The 4,915-nt window shown below is 64.7% G+C and carries 3 protein-coding genes and 1 pseudogene; all 4 read left to right on the plus strand.

The features are described from left to right. Positions 1-680: 680 nt before the first annotated feature. The 4 genes and pseudogenes from ACFFN1_RS13840 (at position 681) to ACFFN1_RS13855 (ending at position 4,829) form a co-directional block, all read left to right on the plus strand. Positions 681-1,553, plus strand: a complete 873-nt coding sequence (locus tag ACFFN1_RS13840; protein ID WP_376841422.1) for an AraC family transcriptional regulator — start codon at positions 681-683, stop codon at positions 1,551-1,553. A gap of 284 nt (positions 1,554-1,837) precedes the next feature. Further along, positions 1,838-3,134, plus strand: a pseudogene (locus tag ACFFN1_RS13845) (ISL3 family transposase). A 267-nt stretch (positions 3,135-3,401) separates the two neighbouring features. Then, entirely contained in the window at positions 3,402-4,493 is a 1,092-nt protein-coding gene (locus ACFFN1_RS13850) for a DNA-methyltransferase (RefSeq protein WP_376841423.1), read from the plus strand. Positions 4,494-4,631: 138 nt separating this feature from the next. After that, entirely contained in the window at positions 4,632-4,829 is a 198-nt protein-coding gene (locus tag ACFFN1_RS13855; protein WP_376841424.1) for a hypothetical protein, read from the plus strand. The last annotated feature ends 86 nt before the right edge of the window (positions 4,830-4,915 follow it).

Below are 4,915 nucleotides of genomic sequence, written 5' to 3' on the forward strand. Positions count from 1 at the left end.
CTATCCGGGTCTTCTTCTCCGCCGGAATCGAGGGTGGTCTACCCATGTCTGACTCTCCTTCAGGACCTACATAACGGCCCTGCCACTAAGTCTGACGCGCGACACCCACACCGAACTCATCAACTCCGGGGCCGGATACGCGAAGTTCTGGAACGAACGACTACACGCCCAAGGCTGGCAACTAAGACGAGAGTAACTCTAGCGACCCTCCAACAGTGATACACCGAAATCATGGCAACCCGACAACGACCGAACTACCGTCGCCCTCCCACATTGTGGGCGGAGCCGTACGATGTAGTAGCTCATGAAGGACGTCAGGAAAAGGAGCCAGAACCTGCGCGAAGAAGTCCGGATTCTCTGGTCCACAGACGGCGACACCGCGTTTGGGGGTTCTGCGGTCCAGGTGCGGATGTGACAGGCTCTCAGCACCGGCCGGTGAGCTTGGTTCAAGCGCAAGCTCGCCCTCTTCCTCACCGGCATCGTCTTCGGACAGCAGACCGATAGCGACCCGGCCGATGATGTGAAGAGATCTTCCGCATGAACACCGACCGTACCTCCTGGCGTGCCCCGTCGCTTCCGAGCCACGTCCACGCCGCAGCGTGATCCTCAGGTCCACGGTCATGAGCCCGCGTTCGGACACCATCCGTACTCGTCGGCAATCGAGCACGACGGTAAGGCGCGTGACACGGATCTTCGATACAGTGCAAACGCCGCTGTGCGTACGAGAGGCGTCGGGTTCGACACCGACGGGTCCGGTCTCGGTTGAGGCGGTAAAGCTGGTCTTCACTCTCTCAGGCTGGGCGGATGTTCAGACCGAGAATGAGACGATGACATTGTCCACGGGAACGGTGCTGACTATTCCCTGCGGTATCGTGTGTGAAGGTCTGCCGTATGGCAATGTTCGTACGGTCACGTTCTACCTGAATGAAGACTATGTGGCAGAACAGGTGCGATGGTTGTCGGTTGCGCATCCAGTTGTGCACCACCTCAGAAACGCGATGATGGGTGACATCGGTTTGCAATGCCTCCACGTTCCGCATGATGCGATGCACGACCTTTTGGTGCCTCTTTTACGACTGACACACTTACCGCAGGGCGCAGCTCATGAGTTTGCGCGGCTCTCCCTCGCGTCCGAAGCATTGCATGCAGTCGGGACGAGTGCTGCGGCCACGGACTCGTGGTCGGGGAAACCCGAGTACGGCTTCCGTCGACCTCGACGAGAGGTCATCGCAGCGCTCGACCTGATGCGGGCCGATCTCCAGCGCGCGTGGCGGGTTGATGAAGTCGCCGCTATGGTTGCGCTATCGACATCTCAACTGGGGCGCGTCTTTCGCCGCGATCTCGGCACTTCACCGGCTGCATATCTGCGACGGCTACGGGTGGAGCGGATGGCTGAGCTCCTGGCCGCGACCAGCATGAGCGTCGGTGAGGCTGCCTCGGCTGTTGGATGGTCTGAGCCGTCGATCGCTAGCCGCGCTTTCAAGCGCCGATACGGGGTCAGTCCACGTGGTTACGCGATTTCGGCTCACCGCCTGTCCGGTGCGGCGTCGTAGGTCCCTGGTTTCAGCAATGCGTTCTCGTGCGATGACGCTCGCTTCTCCTGGTGCGCGTGCCTGTTCCAGCAGACGAAATGCGCGGTGACGCGCAGGTCACGTTCACGAGCCGCGCGTGGGCGACTCTTGTGTTCCAACCTGCCGGCGCCCAGGGCGCTCGGTTGGTGGGTATGTTGGCTCTTCGCAGATACGGGGGTAGGTGGTTGAGTGCGTCGGTGCCTGGGTGAGGGTCGAGGCCTTCCGATGATGGGAGTTCCTACACTGCCCATCCAGAAGACCTCGACGTGCACCACACTACCTTCGCGACCCCTGATTTGACCGTATTCTGCCGCCTCGACGAGCTTGGCCTTATGGCCGTGGGCCAGCGTCTCGAACCGGATCTGCCGCGTCGCCGAGCCGGCCCCGTGGTGCCGGGGTTGCGGCAGCCAGGCGATCTCCCGAGGGACGGATGCACGCCTGCTCGCGCACGAGCCGTGCGGTCACCGCCCGACGACGCTGCTGGTCCGCGTCCGCCGATACGCGTGCGCCGGGTGCGGGCGTTCCTGGCGCGAAGACCTCACCGCGGCGGCGCCTGCGCGGGGGAAGTTGTCTCGCGGCGGTATGCGGTGGGCGTTGGAGGCCATCGTGCTGGATCACCTCACCGTCTCTCGCGCCGCCACTGGCCTGGGCGTGTCCTGGCACACGGCGAACACCGCGATCCTCGCCGAGGGCAAACGTCGTCTGATCGACGTTCCGGGCCGGTTCGACGGTGTCCGAGTGATCGGCGTCGACGAGCACGTCTGGCGGCACACTCGCCTGGGCGACAAATACGTGACCGTGATCATCGACCTGACGCCGGTCCGTGAGAAGACTGGGCCGGCCAGGCTGCTGGACATGCTCGAAGGTCGCTCGAAGGCCGTGTTCAAGACCTGGCTCGTGGCCCGCCCGCAGTCCTGGCGGGACGGTGTCGAGGTCGTGGCGATGGACGGGTTCACCGGCTTCAAGACCGCCACCACTGAAGAGCTGCCCGACGCGGTGACGGTGATGGACCCCTTCCACGTCCTGAGGTTGGCTGGTGACGCGCTCGACGAGTGTCGCCGCCGCGTCCAGCGCGACACTTTCGGCAGGCGGGGCCGGAAAAGCGACCCGCTCTACAAGGCTCGCCGCACTCTCCACACCGGTGCCGGGCGCCTCACCGAGAAGCAGCAAGCACGCCTCGAAGCACTGTTCGCCGACGAGCAGAACGCCGAAGTCGAGGCGACCTGGGGCATCTACCAGCGCATGGTCACCGCCTACCGGGAACCCGACCGAGGGCTCGGCAAGTTCGTCATGCAGCAGCTCATCGACTCCATCGCAAGCGGAGTGCCGGGCCTGCTCGTCGAGCAGCGCAAGCTCCGACGGACGCTCAAGCAACGCGCCGCCGGTATCCTCGCGTTCTTCGACCGCCCCGGCACAAGCAATGGCCCCACGGAGGCCATCAACGGCCGCCTCGAGCACCTTCGCGGGTCGAACTTGGGATCCCGGAACCTGACGAACTACATCGCCCGATCGCTGCTCGAAACCGGCGGGTTCAGGAACCACCTACACCCTCAATTGCGATGAGCCTCTTAACGTCGATTGCCGATCGTGTGGACCACCTCTTCGCTGGCAGATACCCCTGGCTGTTCTGGCGCGCGGTGGACCCGACTCCGGCCTGCAGATCGCACCCCGCGGGCGAGTGTCGTCGCGACTCGAGGATCGAGCTTCGCAGATCGCGCGCTTGGGTGATCAGCGGACCGCGTGAAGGGCGAGGACGGACGAGCGCGCACCTGGCAGGTGCCGTGTGCCTCGCGAAACCCGCGAGCCGGCCGACTGCCAGGAGGTCCTCCCGTGTCGATTCCCCCACAATCGCCCGCGTCGACACCCGAACCGCGAATCGATCGCAGTTCAGCCCAGATCTATCTGGGCGATGCGATCGCCGTATTGTCCACTCTGCCGGCGCACAGCCTGGATTCGCTGATCACGGACCCGCCTTATGGACTCGCGTTTAACGGACAGGACTGGGACGACGTCACCGGGTTCCGCGAGTCCCTCACCGGCGTCGATACCTCCGGGATGAGCCCGGCGGAGGTGTTCGAGGAGTGGTGCGCGGCATGGGGTGCCGGTGCCGTGCACGCGTTGAAGCCGGGCGCGCACGTTGCAGCGTTCGGGGGTGCACGCACGTGGCACCGGATGGTGCGCGGCCTCGAGCGTGCAGGCCTGCAGATCCGTGATCAGGTCGCCTGGCTGCACTCGACCGGCATGCCCAAGAGCAGGGACATCTCCTATGCGATCGACAAGCACCACGGGATCACTCGCGCCGACCGCGTCGTGCAGCGCAGCGACACCGGCGAAGTGCTCGGGACGACCCACACCGTCACCGAGCGCGGCGCCCCGGTCACGGACGACGCGAAGGAATGGGACGGGTGGGGCACGGCGCTGCGCCCGGCCTTCGAGCCGATCATCATCGCCCGTACCCCGATAGCCGGAACCACCGTGGCGAATGTGCTCGAGTATGGCACCGGGGCGATCCATGTGGATGCCGGCCGGTTCGGCGACGGGAAGTGGCCGACGAACGTCGCGCTCGACCAGAGCCAGGCCGACGCTCTGGATGCCCTCACCGGAACCTGGGACGCGGAAACGCCAGTCTCGGCGCGGTTCCCGATCTTCCGGTTCGAAGCCAAGCCCGGCACCGAGGAACGTCCCCGCGCGTTCGGAGTCTCGCACACGACCGTGAAGCCCTTGGCGCTGATGCGCTGGCTGATCGAGCTGCTCACCCCCACGGGAGGTCGCGTCCTCGAGCCCTTCGCCGGGTCCGGGACCACAATCGAAGCCGCGCTGCAAGCAAGATTCGCGGTGACCGCCGTCGAGCGGGACGAAGCCTATTTGCCGTTGATCGAATCGCGGCTGGATCGCTGGGAGAACAGCCTCGACGCGAGTTGAGAACGATGCGCAAGGAAGCGACCATCAACAACCCCGCGGCCAGTCGGCGTGCTCCTCGTCGGGTGCGACGCCTACCTCCCTGGATGAGTGCCGCACCCACGTAGGGACGGGAAGCCGGCGCGAGAGACGAGGAGGCTGATGATGGTCGATCTGATCCGACCCGATGACGACGAGTTGCTCAACGATTTCCGGGTGGGAGTCGACTTCTCCGTCGGCGCCCGCGACTTCGGCGAAGCACGCACGCTGGTCGAGCAGGCACTGCAGGGCGAGAACCCAGATCGACTGCCGCTCGTGGTACGCGATCGCCTCACACTTAACCTTGATCCACCGATGTAAGTAGCCGGATCGAGCCGCGTGTGGAATGGAAATGCCCCTCCTGAACTGGGAAAATGGTGATGTTCTCAGTCAACATTCCCGGCCAA

Origin of the sequence: Brevibacterium otitidis (genome assembly GCF_042429315.1) — a bacterium.
GTDB classification, from domain to species: domain Bacteria; phylum Actinomycetota; class Actinomycetes; order Actinomycetales; family Brevibacteriaceae; genus Brevibacterium; species Brevibacterium otitidis.

Excerpts from the sequence above, each read along its gene's own strand:
- ACFFN1_RS13855 (WP_376841424.1), top strand. The coding sequence starts at position 4,632 with ATGATGGTCGATCTGATCCGACCCGATGACGACGAGTTGCTCAACGAT.